The sequence below is a fragment of the Marinomonas sp. G8-14 genome (genome assembly GCF_055808935.1).
The window spans coordinates 2,338,063-2,356,668 of the sequence record NZ_CM147891.1; the positions used below are offsets into that span (position 1 = coordinate 2,338,063).

Annotated in this window: 17 protein-coding genes, 1 pseudogene and 1 CRISPR repeat array (1 of these 19 only partly in view); of the genes and pseudogenes, 5 read left to right on the forward strand and 13 right to left on the reverse strand. The window is 46.2% G+C overall.

Annotation, left to right across the window (positions count from 1 at the left end):
- Together AC0L6V_RS12045 and AC0L6V_RS12050 are read right to left on the reverse strand one after the other, a co-directional pair.
- A pseudogene (locus tag AC0L6V_RS12045) lies at window positions 1-1,283 on the reverse strand (NAD(P)/FAD-dependent oxidoreductase).
- Between the two features lie 22 nt (window positions 1,284-1,305).
- Complete coding sequence (locus tag AC0L6V_RS12050; RefSeq protein WP_265218476.1) at window positions 1,306-2,793, reverse strand: aldehyde dehydrogenase; 1,488 nt, start codon at window positions 2,791-2,793, stop codon at window positions 1,306-1,308.
- 370 nt (window positions 2,794-3,163) lie between these two features.
- Between AC0L6V_RS12050 and AC0L6V_RS12055 the strand changes: the two genes are divergently transcribed.
- Window positions 3,164-4,447, forward strand: a complete 1,284-nt coding sequence (locus tag AC0L6V_RS12055; protein ID WP_265218475.1) for an MFS transporter — start codon at window positions 3,164-3,166, stop codon at window positions 4,445-4,447.
- Window positions 4,448-4,484: 37 nt separating this feature from the next.
- Here the strand turns inward: AC0L6V_RS12055 and AC0L6V_RS12060 are convergent, their stop codons facing one another.
- Window positions 4,485-5,093 (reverse strand): LysE/ArgO family amino acid transporter, encoded by a 609-nt coding sequence (locus tag AC0L6V_RS12060; RefSeq protein WP_265218474.1) that lies wholly within the window; start codon window positions 5,091-5,093, stop codon window positions 4,485-4,487.
- A gap of 99 nt (window positions 5,094-5,192) precedes the next feature.
- Between AC0L6V_RS12060 and AC0L6V_RS12065 the strand changes: the two genes are divergently transcribed.
- From AC0L6V_RS12065 to AC0L6V_RS12075, 3 genes are all read left to right on the forward strand, one after another.
- Window positions 5,193-5,834, forward strand: a complete 642-nt coding sequence (locus AC0L6V_RS12065) for an ArgP/LysG family DNA-binding transcriptional regulator (protein WP_418138313.1) — start codon at window positions 5,193-5,195, stop codon at window positions 5,832-5,834.
- A gap of 338 nt (window positions 5,835-6,172) precedes the next feature.
- Entirely contained in the window at window positions 6,173-7,009 is an 837-nt protein-coding gene (gene galU / locus AC0L6V_RS12070) for a UTP--glucose-1-phosphate uridylyltransferase GalU (RefSeq protein ID WP_265218471.1), read from the forward strand.
- Window positions 7,010-7,407: 398 nt separating this feature from the next.
- Window positions 7,408-8,406 (forward strand): IS110 family RNA-guided transposase, encoded by a 999-nt coding sequence (locus AC0L6V_RS12075; protein ID WP_265218470.1) that lies wholly within the window; start codon window positions 7,408-7,410, stop codon window positions 8,404-8,406.
- Window positions 8,407-8,430: 24 nt separating this feature from the next.
- On the opposite strand, the gene yjfF is transcribed toward AC0L6V_RS12075, so the two are convergent.
- The 6 genes from yjfF to AC0L6V_RS12105 all read right to left on the reverse strand — a co-directional run bounded on the left by yjfF (window position 8,431) and on the right by AC0L6V_RS12105 (window position 15,257).
- Complete coding sequence (gene yjfF, locus AC0L6V_RS12080; RefSeq protein WP_409418584.1) at window positions 8,431-9,399, reverse strand: galactofuranose ABC transporter, permease protein YjfF; 969 nt, start codon at window positions 9,397-9,399, stop codon at window positions 8,431-8,433.
- Window positions 9,396-10,424, reverse strand: a complete 1,029-nt coding sequence (locus AC0L6V_RS12085; RefSeq protein ID WP_265218468.1) for an ABC transporter permease — start codon at window positions 10,422-10,424, stop codon at window positions 9,396-9,398. The genes yjfF and AC0L6V_RS12085 overlap by 4 nt, the downstream gene beginning before the upstream one ends.
- Window positions 10,425-10,510: 86 nt before the next feature.
- Window positions 10,511-12,052 carry a sugar ABC transporter ATP-binding protein gene (locus AC0L6V_RS12090; protein WP_265218467.1) on the reverse strand — a complete coding sequence of 514 codons (1,542 nt, stop codon included), beginning with the start codon at window positions 12,050-12,052 and terminating at the stop codon, window positions 10,511-10,513.
- Window positions 12,053-12,174: 122 nt separating this feature from the next.
- Window positions 12,175-13,161: an ABC transporter substrate-binding protein gene (locus tag AC0L6V_RS12095; RefSeq protein ID WP_321160296.1), complete on the reverse strand. Its 987-nt coding sequence runs from the start codon at window positions 13,159-13,161 to the stop codon at window positions 12,175-12,177.
- A gap of 194 nt (window positions 13,162-13,355) precedes the next feature.
- Window positions 13,356-14,303 (reverse strand): AEC family transporter, encoded by a 948-nt coding sequence (locus AC0L6V_RS12100; RefSeq protein WP_111605477.1) that lies wholly within the window; start codon window positions 14,301-14,303, stop codon window positions 13,356-13,358.
- A gap of 51 nt (window positions 14,304-14,354) precedes the next feature.
- A complete protein-coding gene (locus tag AC0L6V_RS12105) occupies window positions 14,355-15,257 on the reverse strand; it encodes a LysR substrate-binding domain-containing protein (protein WP_265218466.1) in 903 nt (300 codons plus the stop codon).
- Between the two features lie 134 nt (window positions 15,258-15,391).
- Here AC0L6V_RS12105 and AC0L6V_RS12110 point away from each other — a divergent pair, with 134 nt between their 5' ends.
- Window positions 15,392-16,090, forward strand: a complete 699-nt coding sequence (locus tag AC0L6V_RS12110; RefSeq protein ID WP_265218465.1) for a pirin family protein — start codon at window positions 15,392-15,394, stop codon at window positions 16,088-16,090.
- Between the two features lie 141 nt (window positions 16,091-16,231).
- On the opposite strand, the gene AC0L6V_RS12115 is transcribed toward AC0L6V_RS12110, so the two are convergent.
- From AC0L6V_RS12115 to AC0L6V_RS12130, 4 genes are all read right to left on the reverse strand, one after another.
- Window positions 16,232-16,837: a siderophore-interacting protein gene (locus AC0L6V_RS12115; RefSeq protein ID WP_265218464.1), complete on the reverse strand. Its 606-nt coding sequence runs from the start codon at window positions 16,835-16,837 to the stop codon at window positions 16,232-16,234.
- Between the two features lie 13 nt (window positions 16,838-16,850).
- Window positions 16,851-17,036, reverse strand: a complete 186-nt coding sequence (locus AC0L6V_RS12120) for an SIP domain-containing protein (protein WP_265218463.1) — start codon at window positions 17,034-17,036, stop codon at window positions 16,851-16,853.
- Window positions 17,037-17,383: 347 nt separating this feature from the next.
- Complete coding sequence (locus tag AC0L6V_RS12125; RefSeq protein ID WP_265218462.1) at window positions 17,384-17,695, reverse strand: type II toxin-antitoxin system RelE/ParE family toxin; 312 nt, start codon at window positions 17,693-17,695, stop codon at window positions 17,384-17,386.
- Window positions 17,695-17,955: a type II toxin-antitoxin system Phd/YefM family antitoxin gene (locus tag AC0L6V_RS12130; RefSeq protein WP_111605481.1), complete on the reverse strand. Its 261-nt coding sequence runs from the start codon at window positions 17,953-17,955 to the stop codon at window positions 17,695-17,697. The genes AC0L6V_RS12125 and AC0L6V_RS12130 overlap by 1 nt, the downstream gene beginning before the upstream one ends.
- A 593-nt stretch (window positions 17,956-18,548) precedes the next feature.
- Window positions 18,549-18,606: a CRISPR direct-repeat array (repeat unit 29 nt) (it continues 9,370 nt past the right edge of the window).

The window sequence follows — 18,606 nt, forward strand, 5'->3', positions numbered from 1 at the left end:
TTAGATACCTAATTTGTCTCTCAGGCTGTAATACATGGCCCCCATGGCGGTATAAGGGACGCGTAAAAAACGCCCCCTGGGAAAGGGTATTGTGGCATGCTGGCAAACACATCAAAACGTGATGTATCGCCTTCTATCGCATCCGCCAGAATTTCCCCCATCAAATGCGAGTTCGTTACCCCATGGCCAGAGTAACCTTGAGCGTAATAAAGATTGTCGCCAATCAGCCCAACTTGTGGCATACGCATCATGGTCAACAAAAAATTCCCCGTCCAAGCAAACTCAATTTTCACATCCTTGAGCATGGGATAAGTTTTGAGCATTTTACGACCGATAATGGCTTCTATTTTTGCAGGTTCACGGGCACCATAGGTCGTGCCACCACCATAAATCAAACGTCCATCTGCGGACAAACGGTAATAATCCAATAAATAATTACCATCTTCGACACAGTGATCTGTCGGTAAAAGTTGTTTTTGTAATGCCTCAGAGAGCGGTTCCGTCGCAATCACTTGAGTACCACAAGGCATGGCTTTCTTCTCCACGTCAGGAAGCAAACCAAACACATAGGCATTACCCGCTACCACAAGCGTATTGGCGATAACGACACCGTCTGCGGTAATGGCTTTAATCGGCTTTCCGTGCTCAATTCGAACCACCTTCGAATCTTCATAAATAACACCACCTAACGATTCAAACGCTTTCGCTTGTCCTAGCACCAAATTCAACGGCTGAATATGACCACCGTGTTTGTCCAACAGACCACCAACATAACGTTCTGAACCGATGTGGTCTTGAATGCCTGTTGCCGATAATAACGTCAATCCCTCATGGCCATTCGCTTCCCACAGTGCTTTTTTAGCTTTTAGCGCCTCAAATTGCTTAGCGTTGCAGGCCGCGAAGATATTGCCAGGCTTGAGGTCACAATCGATACCGTATCGCTCAACACGCTGACGAATCAAAGCTTGCCCAGAAAACGCCATCGCAGCCATTTTTTGACCAATATCCTCACCATAATGCTGAGTGATGTAATCGATATCACGGTTAAAGCTATTCACAATTTGACCGCCATTGCGGCCCGAAGCGCCAAAACCGATACGGCTACCTTCCAAAACCACCACCTTTTTACCTTTTTCGGCGAGGCTCAAAGCCGTGGAAATACCGGTAAATCCAGCACCGATAACACACACATCAAAACGTTGCTCACCACTCAGTTTCGGGCGCAGCACTTTATCGTTGGCAGAATCAGCGTAATACGAGTTCACATGAGTAGGCGCGGACATAAATGAAGTACTCCTTTAAACATCAAAGACGAATCCAAGTATTCTTAATCTCGGTATATTTCTCTAACGCATGCCACGATTTATCTCGGCCATTTCCAGAGGCTTTGACACCACCAAAAGGCACCGTTGTATCGCCATCGCCCCAAGTATTGACCCACACCATACCAGCTTCTAAGCGTCTACTCACACGATGCGCCCGCGATAAGTCATTCGTCCAAAGAGCTGCCCCCAAGCCATATTTAGAATCATTCGCTAATGCAATGGCTTCTTCTTCTGTATCAAAGCTCATTACAGCAAGGACTGGGCCAAAAATTTCCTCTTGCACAAAGCGCATCTGGTGATTCGCCTGTGAAAAAATCGTTGGTGGCATAAAGAACCCTTGGCCAGTTTGATATTCAGGCACACCGCCTAATTCAAGCTTAGCCCCCTCGTCTATCGCACTCTGAATAAACTGAGACACGGTTTCAAATTGGTTTTTGTCTACCAACGGCCCCATTTTGGTGCTCGGATTTAATGGATCTCCAGGCACATACTCACGGGCCGCATTCAAAAGCTCTGCCATAAAAACGTCTTTAATACGGCTATGAACATACAAACGCGAACAGGCGATACACACTTCGCCCTGATTGGTAAAAATGGCCGTGGCTGCGCCTTTTGCAGCGGCTTTAATGTCATTACAGTCATCAAACACCAAACAGGGGGATTTCCCTCCTGCCTCCAACCAAACACGTTTCATATTCGATTGACCCGCGTACTGCATTAACATGCCCGCCACACGACTAGAACCGGTAAACGCTAAAGTGCCTACTCCATGATGCAACGCCAGTGCCTTACCTGCGGTATGTCCAAAACCGGGTAACACATTAAACACCCCATCAGGTACACCAGCCTGCGTGGCTAACTGCGCAATTCTTAATGCACTTAATGGCGACTTCTCAGACGGCTTTAAAATAATACTGTTACCCGCCGCCAACGCTGGTGCAATTTTCCACATCACCATCATTAGAGGATAGTTCCAAGGCGTAATAATCGCCACAACCCCCAATGGCTCACGACTGATGAGTGCAAGATTTTGTGAATTCGTGGGGGCAATTTCACCGTACAATTTATCAATGCACTCGGCAGACCAACGTAAACAGTCTAACGAATCAGGCACATCAATATTCACCATCTCACTGATGGACTTTCCCATATCTAGAGTATCTATCAGCGCCAATTCATCTTGATGATGCTCAAGCAAATCTGCCCATTTTTGCAACACTCGCTTGCGCTTTCCTGGTGCCATATCAGACCACACACCAGATCGAAAACTGGCTTGCGCTGCCGTCACAGCTAAATCGACATCTGCGCTATCGCAACTGGCTACTTGAGCCAATAAAGACTCATCGGTCGGATTAATGCAATCAAAAGTCTCGCCACTCTGCGCGGCCACAAACGCCCCATTGATATACGCTTGATTCGGCAAAACAAGGTTTGATCGTAACGCTTGCCATTCTTGATAGGTTTTCATAATTCAGATCCTCTCATAAACGGGGAATAAACCGCTCTATAAACTAAGTCGTACTCACAAAATGAAAAGTAATAGTTACTTATTATGTTATCGCTGAAACCTGCTCGCATGGCAACCTGTATGACGAATACTTAATTGTCATAAAATTATCCTATAGTAAATATATTGGCATAAAAATTGATCTCCATAATTCCAATAACACAAATGCCATAATACGTTCTGAAAATGCTCGCTTTCTTTGCTATCTTTTACTAGGGACATTATTGATTGCATTCAAAGATTCTCTTGGTATAGTCGGCGCAAATAATGATCACCCCCGATTATTAAGATATTTTTATTAAAAACACGCTCAGCTCAATAAGGACACTGCATGTTAAAGCAAACCCTGTTTCCGATCTGGAGCCTGCTCTTCGGTATTGCCATTTTGACCATGGCGAGCGCCTTGCAAAGCTCATTGATTGGTATTCGGGCCTCTATCGAATCCTTTAATACCTCGGCAACGGGGTTAATCATGTCGGCTTATTATCTAGGTTTCATTATCGGTTCGTTGTTGGTGCCGAATTGGATCAAGAATGTTGGTCACATCCGTGTGTTTGCTGCGGTTGCCTCTTTGGCATCCATTACCATTTTAATGCAGTCAGTCATTGTCAATCCTTGGTTCTGGATGTTGATGCGGATGTGTACTGGCTTGTGTTATGCCGCGCTGTTTATCGTAACGGAAAGCTGGTTAAACGACATTGCGACCAATAAAACCCGTGGTCGTTTGTTTTCGATTTATATTATTGAGCTATGGGCGAGCCAGACACTTGGACAAGTGTTGCTTAACTTGGCCTCACCAAGCGGCTATGGCTTATTTATTTTATCATCGGTATTAATTTCATTGGCCTTGGTGCCTTTGCTATTAGTACGCACACCGTCTCCGACGATTAGCATCCCTGAAAAACTCAATATTATGGGGTTAATCAAAACGGCGCCCTTGGGGGTGACGGGGGTAACCATTGCAGGGGTGACTTCTGGCGCGTTGCTAGGCTTAGGGGCGCTTTACGCTAAGACGAGCGGTATGAATGTGGGGCAAATATCCCTGTTCATTGGTGCCAGTTATGTTGGGGGGATGCTCTTACAATGGCCTATTGGGCGATTATCTGACCGCCAAGATCGACGTGTAACGATTCTTTGGGTGGCCATTGTTGGTGCGATTGCGGCGTTTATTGTGCCACTTGGCAGCACACTCAACAGTCAGGTCGTCATGATGGTAGGGATGTTTTTCATTGGGGCTTTCACTTTTCCCATGTATTCCTTGGCCTCATCGCACATTAACGATCAGCTGCGACCAGAACAAATCTTGTCAGCCAGTAGCGGCATTATCCTACTAAACGGTGTTGGCGGTATGACAGGGCCATTGCTGGCGGCCATATTTATGGATTGGGTTCGTCTTGATGCTTTGTTCTGGTTTGTTGCCGCAATGAACCTAAGTGTTGCATTGGTGGCCTTGTATCGAATCAACTACCAACCTGCCATGAACATCGAAGAGCAAGGGGATCAAATCCCTGTCGCCTTGACCGTGTCTTCTGTGGCAACCGCGGAAATGCTTGCCGAAGCCGATTCTTCATCGAACCATGAAGAGAAAAGCCACGAAGTGGAAATCAAACTGTAGCGACTTGATACTTTTATCATACGCAACCCTTGTTCAACTAGGACAAGGGTTGTGTGGCTATTTTTAATGCGATACTCCAAATTAAAATCGCATTAACGCGGTTAAACCAGCGCCAGAATGACGCTTTCTCGAGCCACTTAGCGCAAAGCTTGCCAACAAAGGCCAGAGATAGAAACCACAATACGGACGCCACTATCCCACCCAATACGAACTCCCATTTTTCCCCTTGCCATTGATTTGCCAAGCTGCCCATTAAGATCATGGTGTCTAAATAAAAATGCGGATTCAGCCAAGTGACAGCAAAGCCCATCATCACCAAAGGCCATAACGCGAGACGCATACTGTACTGTTTCAGAATCAAATGTTCCTCTTGGAAAGAAGCACGCCATTTCCCCAAGGCAAACCACACCAGGAATGCCACGCCAGCCCAACGAGATACCGTTAAAAGCCAATCGTGACTTTGCAAAATCAAGCCCAAGCCAAACGCACCAAGGGCAATGGAAATGGCGTCACTTACGATAAACAACAGCGCAATCGGAAACGCATAATGCCGCTTCAATGCTTGCTCTAATAAAAAACTATTCTGCGCGCCTACCGCGACGATCAAGCCGCCACCGGTAATTGCCCCACTCAAAAATGCTAACATCGCGTTACCCTACTGCCTGTACTCTCGATAGCGCTTGATATTAAACATGACAAAGACTAAATTAAAATTAATTAAACTTAAATTACATTAGTAAAATTAATGTTGGATTATAAAGCACTCTCCAGCCTTCACGCTGTCCTAAAGTTTCAAAGCTTTGATAAAGCCGCTGAATACCTTCACCTTACTCAGTCCGCGGTGTCTCAGAACATCAAACGTTTGGAGCAAGAATGCGGACGGCCACTATTAATTCGTGCCAGACCTGTGGTTGCCACGCCGCTTGGTGAACAGCTGCTGGCGCATTTCAACAAAGTCACCATGCTCGAAGAAGGCTTGCAAGAAGCCATTCAAGGTCAACAGGCCACACAACCTATCAATATCGCGGTAAACAATGATGTACTCGCAACCTGGTTTACAGACGTTGTCTGCCAATTCTCGGCATCAGATAAAACCAAACTGCACATCAAAGCCGCCGATCAAGCTAAAACTCGCGCTCTCTTACAAACCGGCGAAGTGGTCGCCTGCGTCAGTCAAATCGGCACACCAGTCGCAGGTGGGGATTCTATTTTTCTTGGCAATATGTATTATGAGCTGGTCGCCACACCAAGCTTCATTGAAGAGCATTTAAAAGGTGACCTTAGCGCTACAGCGGTTCTAAAATCTCCCTCTCTGATTTATGACGAATACGATGAACTCTGGAACTCGATATCAAAACGAATGCTTGAACGTAGCAACAGACATTAGCCACAGCCATTGGTACCCGTCTTCCCATGGCTTTGTTGAATTGGTTATGAGTGGCACAGTCTGTGCTTTAGTACCTAGTATTCAAATTAAACAGAAAATAAAAAGCAAGAAACTGGTATCCTTGCTGCCAAACAAGCGACTGGCCTTGCCACTTTACTGGCATTGGTACAAACTTAATTCACCTGTATTAGATCGGTTAACCAAGGTGATACGAGCTGTCACGCGAGATGCTCTATAATGCAGGAATGCAGGCATCTATCGAAACAGGCTGGCATGCATTACTTCTGGACAGCCATTTTTTGGGCCGCCATTTTACAACAACATTTTAAGGAAAAATTATGATTCGCAAATGTCTATTCCCTGTCGCTGGCTATGGCACTCGCTTTTTGCCTGCCACCAAATCCATGCCAAAAGAAATGCTTCCGATTGTGAACAAACCCTTGGTTCAATACGGCGTAGAAGAAGCAGTCAAAGCAGGTTTGGACAACGTCACCTTTGTAACAGGTCGTGGTAAACGTGCCATTGCGGACCATTTCGACATCAGCTATGAGCTTGAGCACCAAATTGCAGGCACCAGCAAAGAAAAATATTTGGATGAGATTCGTTACCTGATCGATAACGTCAACTTCTCTTTTACTCGTCAAAACAACATGTTAGGTCTAGGCCATGCCATCCTTACCGGCGAACCACTGATCGGTGACGAAGCCTTTGGCGTCGTGTTAGCAGACGACCTTTGTTTCGGCGAAGACGATGGCGTCATGGCACAAATGGTTAAACTTTATAACCAATTCCGTTGCACCATCGTTGCCATCGAAGAAGTCCCTGAAGACGAAGTACACAAGTACGGCGTAATCCAAGGTGAATCTATGATGGAAGGCTTATATCGCGTTACTGACATGGTGGAAAAACCCGCCAAAGAAGACGCCCCATCGAATCTTGCCATTATCGGCCGCTACATTCTTACCCCCGATATTTTCGACAAAATTCGTAACACACCACCAGGTCGTAACGGCGAAGTACAAATCACTGACGCCATACTACAACAGGCAAAAGAAGGCTGTGTATTAGCTTATAAATTCAAAGGCAAACGTTTTGACTGCGGTAGTGTAGACGGCTTTGTTGAAGCCACTAACTACTGCTACCAAAACATCTACAAAGACCCGACCGCTGTGTAATGTCACTCACAACACGCTTTGCACCAAAATAAAGCAGAAATAAAAAACCAGTGTTGTCGGGCTAAAGCCACGACCTACAAGATCAAACTGTAGGTCGTGCATTTATGCCGACAAAAGCTCATCACAACACATGACGTCTTGTCGGGCTAAAGCCACGACCTTGTATGATGAATTTAATGGTTATTGAGGTGTATTATTTAACCATTATCGGGAGGCCGCGGCGACCTTGAGGCAGTGTACTGACCTCGCGTGTAGAGTGGCTCCCGCCTCATTTACTCATCTCGAAGAGTATCAAGAAGCACACTTAAGTGACTTCGCGTTACAAGGTTGAGCGGTAAAAAAGTGCGAGGTCGGGAACCGATAATTATTATCCAACCAAATTAGCGAGTACGCAAATTATGAGCACATTTGTAGGTATTGATATCGCAGCAAAAACCGTTGACCTTGTCATACGCCATGACAATAAAAATAGTCTAGTAAAAACCTTTGAGCAGACGCCAAATGGGCGAACAGAAATACTTACTCTCCTGCAACAACATGCGCCGCAATCTGTCGTTATGGAAGCCACTGGAATCTATTATTTGGATTTAGCTGTCGCGCTTCATGATGCCGACATACCTATCAGTGTGATTAACCCTAAAAGCTTTAACCACTTCGCTCAAATAAAACTAGAACACAGCAAAACTGATAATATTGATGCTGGCTTACTGGCTGAATATGCACAACGAATGGCACCTGAAAAGTGGACGCCTCCCCAGAAAAATAAATTAAAAATACGAGATATATCAAGGCAGATCAATCGTTTAACAGATGATTGCACCAAAGCGAAGAACCGCTTACATGCTATGAAATCTTATGAAGACACCTCTGATCTAGTCATCCATGATGAGCAAGATGGCATTGCGTACCTAGAAAGTCGTATTCAACGCTTGCGAATGGCAGCCCTAGAAATGATTAAAAGCGATACTGAAATAGCACAGCAATTTAATAATATTCTAGCGGCTAAGGGCATTGGAGAAGTCTCTGCTATTGCGATGCTAGGAGAGCTGATTATTTTACCTGAAACACTTAAGGCCAATCAGGTTAGTCGCTATGCAGGTTTGGATGTCCGACTTAACCAATCTGGTAGCAGTCTCAACCGTCCAGGTAGACTCAGTAAGGCTGGAAATGCTTATTTGCGTAGCGCGCTCTTTATGCCTGCCATGTCGGCTGTACGTCATGACCCAAATGTAAAAGCGTTTTACGAGGCATTAGTCGCACGAGGTAAGAAAAAGATACAAGCCATGTGCGCAGTTATGCGTAAAATGTTAACAGGGATATGGGCGTGTTTAAAATTAAACACACCCTATGACTCCTCAAAATTATTCAGTGATGAGCATAAAAAAGCTTGCGCTTAAACAGAGTATCTACAAAACCAAACCCTAGGCTGCTGAGCGTTTTTTCACCCACATCACAATGCCTTTTTGCAGCAAGATAAAGAACAGTAACAAACCACCCACCGCCAGTTTTGTCCACCAGCTGTTTAGCGAGCCATCAAAAGTAATTAGCGTCTGAATAATGCCTTGAATCATGCCGCCTAAAAACGTACCAAACACATAACCCACACCACCCGTTAACAAGGTTCCACCAATCACCACCGCCGCGATCGCATCCAGCTCCACCCCAACCGCCGCTAACGGGTACGCAGAACCGGTGTAAATCGCAAAAATCACCCCAGACATAGCACTGTAAAAACCACTTAGGGCGTAGATCTTAATAATGGTCTTTTTTACTGGCACCCCCAACAAAGCCGCCGAATGGCTGTCTCCGCCCAAGGCATAAACACTCATACCAAAACGCGTGCGACGGGCAATGAGGATACCGATGACCAATAACACCAACATAGCCATAGCGATAAAAGTCAGTCCACCCCGCCCTGGCAAGGGTAAATAGACATCAGACAACCCCGTAATAAACGGATGACTGATGGGCACCGCATCTAGGTTAATCAAATACGCCAAACCACGAAATAAAAACATCCCCGCCAAGGTCACGATAAAGGCTTGAATCTCGAAAAACGCAATAATGATCCCCATCAGCGTACCAAACGCCACACCAACCAATAATGCGATGGCGATGGCAAATAAAGGATGCATACCAGCCGTGGAAATAAGATACGCCATCAATACGCCCACAAACGCAATCATTGAGCCCACGGACAAATCAATGCCCCCAGAGAGAATGACAAAGGTCATGCCAATGGCGGTAATGATCAAAAACGCGTTATCCGTCAGTAGATTGGAAAACACCAAGGTGTCACGAAACCCCTTGTATTCATACACGCCATAACCATACAACAGAATGAACACCAGCAAAGTCGCTAAAATAGGCAAATTACGTTCATTGATCATGGTGTGGTACTCCCTTTAACAACCTTCTGTTTTTTCAGGAAAAAACCAGAAACCCATTGCCGCGTTTTCGGTGACTGAATCAGCAAAACAGCCAAAATAATGGTCGCTTTAACCACCAAATTGTATTGCGCTGGCAAGCCACTGGTCAGAATGGCGGTGGTTAAGGTTTGAATAATCAACACTCCGACAATCGTCAATAATAAATAAATACGCCCACCCGCTAACGAAGCACCAGCCAATACCACCGCCAAAATCGCATCCAGCTCCAACCACAGACCGGCGTTATTGGCGTCTGCCCCACGAATATCAGCCGCTAGAATAATGCCGCTCAAGGCCGCACACAGACCAGAAAAAACATACGCCGACATCACGAGCAAGCGCGCCTCAATTCCCACCAAACGACTGGCTCTGACATTCGCCCCAACCGCTTCAATAAACAAACCCAGTGCGGTTTTCCGCATCACCACCAAGGTCAACACAATCATGCCAATCGCAATCCACACCCGAATCGGAAACGCCAAAAAATAACCATTACCAATGGCATCCAACACCTCGGAATGGAAGGTAACGATTTGCCCTTCGGTAATCATCTGTGCAATACCACGGCCCGCCACCATTAAAATTAACGTAGCAACAATGGGCTGAATGGAAAACACCGACACCAAAATCCCATTCCACAATCCACACAACATGCCAACACCTAAGGCACACATAATCACCAGCCAAACAGGCCAATCGGTATTCACCGTCAACACCGCCGTCACCGCGCCAGAAATCGCGATCACCGCACCGACAGAAAGATCAATACCACGCGTACCAATGACCACCGCCATACCTAAGGCCACCAATGCCGTGGGCGTACCGCGGTGCAAAATATCCACCAGACTGCCAAACAAATGACCATCCACAACCTGAATGCTCAGAAACCCCGGTGTAACCGACGCCGTAACCAAAATAATCAGCACCAGCGACAATAAGGGCGCGAGTGTTTTTTGATGCTTATGCAGAAAATGATTCTTTTTCATAGGAACAACTACTTTGAATACTTACTAATAAAGAGATTGATTGAGACACAAATAGAACCAGCGCAACAGACGCTTTCAACAACACATTAACTGGCGATTTGACGCAATATGGCCTGTTCAGACACATCCTCTCCGTGAAGTTCGGCTATTTTATGGTGGTCTTTCATCACCACCACACGATGGGCAAACAACACCAATTCTTCCAGTTCGGAAGACGCCACCAGCAACCCCATGCCCTGTTCACACAGCTCTTTGATAATTTGAATAATCTCGTGATGAGCGCCAATATCAATGCCCCGCGTTGGTTCGTCTAAAATCAACAACGCAGGATGCGTAATCAACCAGCGAGCCAGAATCACTTTTTGCTGATTACCGCCACTTAACTCACCAATAGGCTTATCCATATCCGATGTCTTGATCGCCAAACGCTGGATCATGTCTTCAACCAAATGTTGCTGCTCCGCCATAGAAATGGGCGACCACCAACCTCTGCTCGCTTGCAAAGCCAAAATCATGTTTTCTCGGACACTCAATTCCGCCACGATACCGTCTTGCTTACGATCTTCTGGACAATAACCCATGCCCACTTGAATCGCCCGACGTAAAGATGATTTTGTCAGCGAATGTTTACCCAGCGTCACATCGCCTTGATCGGCCTTCACCGAACCGTATGCCAATTCACATAACTCAGTACGGCCAGAACCTAACAAGCCTGCCACCCCCACAATTTCCCCTGCCGCAATACGCAAATCCAACGGCTGCAGGTAACGCTGTTTGCCGACATTTTTAAGCTGTAATAAATCGGCACGCTCTCGTTGAATCGAGTGATCATGGGCCGTTGGCGTAAGATCTTCTAACGATTTCCCCACCATGTGACTGACCAGCTCGGAACGCGTCAGCTCAGCTGTTTGGAACGTACCCACACACTCGCCATTGCGTAACACAGTGATGCTATCGGTAATGCTATACACCTGATCCAAGAAATGTGTAACAAAGATAATCCCCAACCCTTCAGCCTTTAGACGCCTCATCAGAGTAAACAACTGCTGGATTTCATCGCTGTCCAAACTGGCGGTTGGTTCATCTAAAATCAACATTTTGGCTTGCGTACTTAACGCCCGCGCAATCGCCACCAACTGCTGAATGGCAATCGAATACGTATCCAGTTGACGCAATGGATCTATGTCTAAACCCACTTGAGCTAATAAGGCTCTGGCGCGGATTTCGGCTTTCTTCCAGCTAATCAGACCAAAGGTTTTTTCTTGATGTTGCAGCGTGAGGTTTTCCATCACCGACATGGTTGGGATGAGATTCACCTCTTGATAAACCGTACTGATCCCCAAACGCTGAGCATGGCCGCTATCCGATGCGTTCATTAAACGGCCATCTAAAAAAATCTCGCCGCTGTCTCGTGGATAAACCCCTGTCAGCACCTTGATCAGCGTTGATTTACCTGCGCCGTTCTCACCCAATAACGCTCGAATCTCACCCGATTGAACCTGCAAAGACACGCCGTTAAGAGCTTGAACGCCAGTAAATGATTTGGATAAATGATTGATTTCAAGTAAAGGACGAGCGGCACCTTGTGCCTCTTCCACTACCGACGTTGTCTTGACTAAATGTGACATGATCCGCGGTCTCCGTTTTCGCTAACATAAATCAACAAGAGCACAACGTACCTAGACCTATTCCAACAAATCGTAAAATTTCAACGAGTTATCAGGTTTTAGTACCTAGGTACGTCACGATATTATTTACGCTTCGCGTATTCCGCAGCCGCTGTGTCTGGAAGGTAAAGTGGGCCATTTGCCTTGATCCACTTATCGACATTTTCTCCTTTTTGATGCGCTAGAATCGCATCAAAGGCAGGACCACCAAGATGAGGGTTTAACTCGATAGTTGCATTCGCCTCGCCATCGGCCATGGCTTTAAAGATATCTGGCACCGCATCAATAGACACGACAATAATGTCTTTACTTGGCTTGATACCCGCTTCTTTCATCGCCAAAATTGCACCCAATGCCATGTCGTCATTGTGAGCAAACAGGGCACAAATATTCTTCGCACCGCCTTCGGCTTTCAAGAAACTTTCCATAACCTCTTTACCGCCAGCGCGAGTAAAGTTGCCAGACTGAGAGCGAATAATGGTCATATTTGGGAAGTTACTGATAACAGAGTCAAACCCTGTCTTACGATCGATCGCCGCAGACGATCCCACCGAACCTTGCAGCTCAACAATATTACAACGACCATTGGTCTGTGCTGCCAACCAAGAAGCCGCCAACGCGCCCTCTTCTTTAAAGTCAGATGCCACTTTGGTTAGGTACAAACTTGGATCTGCCGCCACACCACGGTCAATCAACACAACCGGGATGTTAGCCCGTTGTGCTTCTTTTAACACTTGATCCCAGCCCGTTTCCACCACAGGCGCCAGCAAAATACCATCAACACCCTGTGCGATAAAAGAACGCACCGCCTTGATTTGGTTTTCTTGCTTTTGTTGCGCATCAGAGAATTTCAGATCGTAGCCACGGCGTTCGGCTTCCGCCTTAATCGACTCCGTCTCAGAAGTCCGCCAACCACTTTCCGAACCAATTTGCGAAAAACCAAGAGTTAAATCTGCTGCCATCGCCGAAGCGGACAACACCGGAAGCAACACAGAGAAGGTCGTCACCACCGCTTTACGTTTAAACGCACTAAGCCAAGGTAACGGATGACGAGTAGAAAGAGATTGCATACTAGATTCCTTTTATTTTTGTTGTGATCAGTACTGAGAACAACCCAGCGGAGACACCAACCAAGCCATACTCTGCCATTGAGAATATAACTCACTTCCTGCGCTTTCAAATGCAAGTTACAGCAAACTGCATATCAATATTGATATGAAAAAAGGTAACAAGATGCTTTTTTTACTCCTCCTACTCGTAAGCCTTACGCCAAATACAACTGACTTAACCAAATACTAACTGGCACAGTCACCACAGAAAGCAAGGTTTGCATGGTGATATAAGCCGCCATTCTATCGGCATCGCCCCCCAACTGACGAGCAAGCGCATACGCCGACGTCGCTGTGGGCACCACACCAAACAACACCGCCACCAAAGCCGGCAACCCTCGCACTTCCAACCACCAGCACATCAGGCCGATCACCAGAGGAAACACCACAAACCGCGCCACCGACGACATCACAAACGTCATCCCAACAGACCGAATGGTCTCAAAGCGCACACTTGCCCCCACCGCCAACAACACCAATGGCAGCGCCGCCTGAGACACCATCCCCACCACATCAGACAGCAAAATAATGGGCGTTAAACCAAGCAAATTCAGGCCACTACCCAACACGATAGAGACGATTAACGGATTGCGAATCAAAGCACCACTTAACAAACGTGGTAAGGAGGTTGACGACGAACGATCCGCTGAAGACGGCCCATGCATTAACGTCATGGACACCACCAAAAAAACATTGATAGAAGGAATCAACACCGACGCCCCCAACGCCGCCAACACCAACCCTTCGTTGCCATACACACTGCCAGCCAACGCCAACATCACAAACGTGTTAAAACGCACCCCCGCTTGCAGCATAGACGACGCCGTCGGCGCCACCACCTTCATCAACCAAGTGCTAACAAACACAAATACCGCGGTCACCAACAACGCAAACAACAAAATAAAAGCGTACTTAGGCAACAAAGGATTAGAAAAGTCTATCTGCGAGGTTTTATGAAACAACAAAGCCGGAAACAGCACCCAATAAGACAACTTATCAACGCCCTGCCAAAACCCCTCCATAGGAAAACGCCAACGCTGACACACGGCTCCCGCCACCAACAACAAAAAGACCGGAAGAACCGAAAGAGAAAGAGAAAACACACACACCCCTTTAAATCGTCAAACAAGACGATCACCAGATAACCGCCATAATTACACCGGCAAAAGCTGCCAATCCTGTATCGCCAAACGCTCAACAAACCACGACAAACCTCGCCCAGGTTCGTCTTTTCGCCACGCCAAATACGCCATCTGATTGGGCCTTGGTAACTCACATTGACGTAACACCAAACGCCCAGAGTTCAGTTCATCGACGATACGATGTTTCGGCAAATACCCCACCCCCAAGCCCAAACATTGCGCCTGAATTTTACTGCGCATAGTATCGACCCTAAGCACCTGACGACTCTCAAAAACCCCACTACTGCGCGCTGGCAAAATTTTTGAACTGTCCGCCACCACAATCGCCGGATATTGACGCAACTGGGCTGCCGTAATAGTCCCGTCGGTCAGAGCCAACGGATGCGTGGGCGACACGGCAAACACAAACTCGATCTCACCAATAGCACGAATATGCACACTACCTTTTGGCAACTCCCCCGTCGCCCCAATCACCAAATCGACCCGATCGTCTTGCAACGCATCCCAACCACCGCCAACCGCCTCTTCTGACAACGTCAGCTCAACAGGCCGACTCTGCGACAAAAACTCCCCCACCACCGACATCAAAGGCGACTCCAAAAGCACCGTATCACGGGCAATTCTAAGCTTAGGCTCCCAGCCAGACTCAAACTGCTTGATCGAATCTTCTAAACGCATCGCCGCTTCTAAAATCGCGCGACCTTGCTCCAACACCAAATGCCCCGCCGGCGTCAGCACCGCTTTTTGCCGAGATCGGTCAAACAACGCCACCCCCAAATCCTCTTCCAGCTTTTTCACCGTATAGGTCAATGCCGACGGTACCTTGAACAACGCCTCCGCCGCCGCGGCAAAACTGCCCAACTGATGAATCGCCTCCAAAACGCGCAATGCTTCCAACGTGACCGCGTACGCCATAGCCCAACCTTCATTCAAATTTTTTGAAATACTAGCTCAAAACCTTCCAATTTTCTTTCTTTTTACCACCCACTACACTCACTTCATACACCGCACTTCATTAAGACTTGCGAGAAAAAATCAGGAGACAAACAATGATCACACTACGCAACGCAAAAGACCGTGGACACGCCAACTTCGGCTGGCTGAACAGCCACCATACCTTTTCCTTTGGCAATTACTACGACCCACAACACATGGGCTTTTCGCACCTACGCGTCATCAACGACGACACCGTCACACCCGGCGCCGGCTTTGAAACGCATGGTCATAGAGACATGGAAATACTCAGCTTAGTACTGGAAGGAACCATCGCCCACAAAGACAGCGCAGGCAACGTAAAAGAACTGCCCGCAGGCGAATACCAACTGATGTCCGCAGGCAAAGGCATTTATCACAGCGAATTTAACGCATCCAAAAAAGACATGCTCAAATTCCTACAAATTTGGATACAACCAAACCAACTGGGCGGACAACCCGGCTACCAACAAAAAGAATTTAGCCAAGCACAAGGCTTCACCACCATCATCACACCCGATGGCAAAGATGGCACGCTGCACATAAAACAAAACATGCAACTCATCCAACTGATCCTTGAAGATCAACAAACCGCCACCTGGCAAGCAGACAACCACCGTCGCTACTACGTTCACCTCATCGAAGGCGAACTCTCCCTAGGCAACGGCATCACCATGCATCCAGGCGACGGCGCGAAAATCGAAGACATAACCGAAATAAACTTCGAAAGACTGAGCAAAAAACGCGTCAAAGCCCTACTGTTTGACCTGGCTTGATTAAACGTAAAGTGTGACACTTGGGGAAGTTATATTGCGTCACCGTTTAACCCTGTAGATTCTCACAGGGTTAAACTCAAAATGAACAATGAAAAATAAATCGTGAGGCATTCTCAATATCGCACGATTCACCCTTCTTTTTTAAACATGCTTCCAATAGGCTATCAAATCCAAATGATCCTTATTAAGGGCATCAATATTTATCAGCTTACGTTTCAACTGAACAATCGCATGTGCTTCCGTGGCAGCCCATACCCAAGAGTTTCCACATGCCCAATCACTTGGCATATTATCTAACGCATCCAACAATAAACGACCATATGAATGGCTTTCTTGTTCATTATTGCGATGAAGCCAATGCAAATTAGCACCAGCATGTGCCGGTAATGAAATCTCACTGTTCACTGAATCCACTTCTATCCAAGCATCAACATTGGCGGACTCAGGCAAAATTTCTAACCAACGAGCTAAGGCTGGAAGGCTTGTTTCATCAACAAAAAACACATATTTCACAGCATCAAGAGGAGGCAACTTCACAGATCTTGGCCCAAATATCCCCAACAAGTCTCCCACTTTTGCCTGCTTCGCCCAAGGCCCACCCACTCCGACGTCATGCAACACAAAATCTATATCAATGGTTAATAAATCGGCATCAAACGCACGAATAGTATAATCACGAAACGCTGAAAAACGCCCTTCAGCCGCACCTTGCCAATCCGCATTGCCATCTTCCAATACCTCAGGCATACGAAGCACATCATCAGCCCCAGCAGGAAAAAAGCTTCACATGAGCTTCTGGTGCCAACGGATGAAAACCAAATCCTTGTAAATCCTCTCCCTGCAGAGTCACTCGCCGTAATGTGGATGACAAATCGGCTAACTTAATGACCCTCGCAACACGCTGTTTTAAAGGAACCTGAATACGCTCATGCTTCAATATCGACACTGCAAACCCTCTACCTATTCTAGGAACAAAACTCACTTATTAAGTACAAAAAGTACCGATCCCCAAAACACCAAATAAAAGAAAAGTATTAGGAGGTAGATACCAACATACAAATAATAATGATAACCCTTATCAATAAATAAAGGAAACCAAACAGTCTGGCAAAGCACCTATCAATGAATACGTTCTCACCTTTATTAGTGCCTTTGACAAAATCACCGTACTAGGCTCGCAGGAAACACTTCCTTAATTGGGCTCCCCACCAAATAAAACCCACAAAATCGTAGAGCAGCATGAGGGAGGCACGACCGTAATCTGCCACAGCGGCCTATAAAACGGAGGGGAGTTTAGATGAATTTTCTCTCAATAAGATGAATAAACGGCACCATACTTTTATGCAAAACGGCAAAGACAACAATTTGATTTTTACCTTCAACATAATAAATAACGTGGCTACCGTAGGGAAAACTGAAAACATTTTCTCGGATCTCCGGCCGACTCTTACCAAGAGAAGGTGATTCGGCAAGCAATCTAATCGTTTGCCTAATCCCAAACAAATACTGTTTAGACTGAGTGATTCCCCAGTTTGCTAACGTAAAACGATGAATTCCAACTAAGTCTGACTTTGCATCAGGTGTTAAATAATAAGTGACAGACATTAATCATAAAGCCCTTCTTCAAGCTCACTGAAAAACGCTTCACCAGCAATCAGATCTCCCTTTGATATATCTTTCATTGCTTGAGCGGCTTTATTTTGCAATAAATGCAATTTTAACGCTTCGATACTCTCATAATCATCAACGGAAATAACAACAGCAACTGGCTTACCATTTTTACTGATTTGAACAGGAGATTTTTGAGCATTTAGTAATAAATCACCAAAATGAGTTTTAGCCTCATTGGCAGAAATAGTATTCATCATCATCTCCAAATAAATCGTTCGACTCATACAATATAATCGAATCATCTAACAACTGCAAAAACCCATTCCCTTTAACATCCAACCACACCGTAGGACAGCGTTAGGGAGGAACGACAGTAATCTGCCACAGAGGCCTGTTGCCCCAAAACACACCCAACCGTCATAAACCACACTGTAGGGCAGCATGAGGAGAGCACGACCGTAATCTGCCAACAACAGACTTAACGACCAAAACTAAATCATTGAATTCGATGACATTAAAACAATAGATGATCCAACTCCTCATACTCACAATCCCACGACAGAAATATTCTCCCGTCATTCCTGTTTATCCGCTCTATCATCATTGAAAAACAATTACCCAGTCTGCTGATATTTTAACTGTGGCGAACTCGCCATAATTAAAATCCAAGAAACAAAGAATAAATAAGCATCAGTTACTATACGCATAAACCATCACCTTATAAGGCGGAACAACAACCCAGCGCCTAATCACCTACCAACTAATACTTCAATCCACACGGCAGCTTGAGTGCCACTGGCGAGACCACTCCTTTACTGGGTCAATTTCCGATTACCGTTGACATCAGCGGTTAATCCCCACGTTCATGGGGAACACGTTTTGACTCGCAAGAAGAATATCAAGCG

Coding starts and splice junctions, on each gene's coding strand:
- AC0L6V_RS12050 (WP_265218476.1), bottom strand. CDS start 2,793: ATGAAAACCTATCAAGAATGGCAAGCGTTACGATCAAACCTTGTTTTG.
- AC0L6V_RS12115 (WP_265218464.1), bottom strand. CDS start 16,837: ATGCCTGAGGTATTGGAAGATGGCAATGCGGATTGGCAAGGTGCGGCT.
- AC0L6V_RS12125 (WP_265218462.1), bottom strand. CDS start 17,695: ATGTCTGTCACTTATTATTTAACACCTGATGCAAAGTCAGACTTAGTT.
- AC0L6V_RS12060 (WP_265218474.1), bottom strand. CDS start 5,093: ATGTTAGCATTTTTGAGTGGGGCAATTACCGGTGGCGGCTTGATCGTC.
- galU (WP_265218471.1), top strand. CDS start 6,173: ATGATTCGCAAATGTCTATTCCCTGTCGCTGGCTATGGCACTCGCTTT.
- AC0L6V_RS12110 (WP_265218465.1), top strand. CDS start 15,392: ATGATCACACTACGCAACGCAAAAGACCGTGGACACGCCAACTTCGGC.
- AC0L6V_RS12085 (WP_265218468.1), bottom strand. CDS start 10,424: ATGAAAAAGAATCATTTTCTGCATAAGCATCAAAAAACACTCGCGCCC.
- AC0L6V_RS12075 (WP_265218470.1), top strand. CDS start 7,408: ATGAGCACATTTGTAGGTATTGATATCGCAGCAAAAACCGTTGACCTT.
- AC0L6V_RS12055 (WP_265218475.1), top strand. CDS start 3,164: ATGTTAAAGCAAACCCTGTTTCCGATCTGGAGCCTGCTCTTCGGTATT.
- AC0L6V_RS12130 (WP_111605481.1), bottom strand. CDS start 17,955: ATGAATACTATTTCTGCCAATGAGGCTAAAACTCATTTTGGTGATTTA.
- AC0L6V_RS12090 (WP_265218467.1), bottom strand. CDS start 12,052: ATGTCACATTTAGTCAAGACAACGTCGGTAGTGGAAGAGGCACAAGGT.
- AC0L6V_RS12065 (WP_418138313.1), top strand. CDS start 5,193: ATGTTGGATTATAAAGCACTCTCCAGCCTTCACGCTGTCCTAAAGTTT.
- AC0L6V_RS12105 (WP_265218466.1), bottom strand. CDS start 15,257: ATGGCGTACGCGGTCACGTTGGAAGCATTGCGCGTTTTGGAGGCGATT.
- AC0L6V_RS12095 (WP_321160296.1), bottom strand. CDS start 13,161: ATGCAATCTCTTTCTACTCGTCATCCGTTACCTTGGCTTAGTGCGTTT.
- yjfF (WP_409418584.1), bottom strand. CDS start 9,399: ATGATCAATGAACGTAATTTGCCTATTTTAGCGACTTTGCTGGTGTTC.